1 protein-coding gene is annotated in these 1,126 nt (G+C 51.0%); it reads right to left on the reverse strand.

The window, feature by feature from the left end; translation table 11 throughout:
• Positions 1 to 1,126, reverse strand: a 1,126-nt coding sequence (gene tuf, locus Xmir_RS22125) for an elongation factor Tu (RefSeq protein WP_099116107.1), incomplete at both ends; no start/stop codon positions are given.

Consider the following 1,126-nt stretch of genomic DNA (forward strand, 5'->3'; position numbering starts at 1 on the left):
GCGAAACGCAGACCTTCGTCCATTGCGATTGGCGCAATCAGGTTAACTACCATGTTGATGTTGTCACCTGGCATTACCATCTCTACGCCTTCTGGCAGTTCGATAGTACCGGTTACGTCAGTTGTACGGAAGTAGAACTGTGGACGGTAACCTTTGAAGAATGGCGTATGACGGCCACCTTCATCTTTGCTCAGGATATACACTTCAGATTCGAACTGAGTGTGTGGGTGGATAGAGCCTGGCTTCGCCAGAACCTGACCACGCTCAACGTCATCACGCTTAGTACCACGCAGCAGAACACCCACGTTCTCACCCGCACGGCCTTCGTCCAGCAGTTTGCGGAACATTTCAACGCCAGTACAAGTCGTTTTAGTGGTTTCTTTGATACCAACGATTTCGACTTCGTCACCTACTTTAACGATACCGCGCTCTACACGACCGGTAACTACTGTACCACGGCCGGAGATGGAGAATACGTCTTCGATTGGCAGCAGGAATGGCTTGTCAATGTCACGCTCTGGTTCTGGGATGTAAGTATCCAGTGCTTCAGCCAGTTCGATGATTTTCGCTTCCCACTCAGCTTCGCCTTCCAGCGCTTTCAGAGCAGAACCACGGATGATTGGTGTGTCGTCGCCTGGGAAATCGTACTGAGACAGCAGCTCACGTACTTCCATTTCAACCAGTTCCAGCAGCTCTTCATCATCAACCATGTCACATTTGTTCAGGAACACGATGATGTATGGAACGCCTACCTGACGACCCAGCAGGATGTGCTCACGAGTCTGTGGCATTGGGCCATCAGTTGCAGCAACAACCAGGATCGCGCCGTCCATCTGAGCAGCACCGGTGATCATGTTTTTCACATAGTCGGCGTGGCCTGGGCAGTCAACGTGCGCGTAGTGGCGAGTTGGGGTATCGTATTCTACGTGAGAAGTAGAGATGGTGATACCACGTGCTTTTTCTTCTGGTGCGTTATCGATCTGGTCGAATGCACGAGCGCTACCGCCGTAAGTTTTTGCCAAAACGGTGGTGATTGCAGCAGTCAGGGTAGTTTTACCGTGGTCAACGTGGCCGATAGTACCAACGTTAACGTGCGGTTTTGAACGTTCAAACTTTTCTTTAGACA

The organism is Xenorhabdus miraniensis (assembly GCF_002632615.1).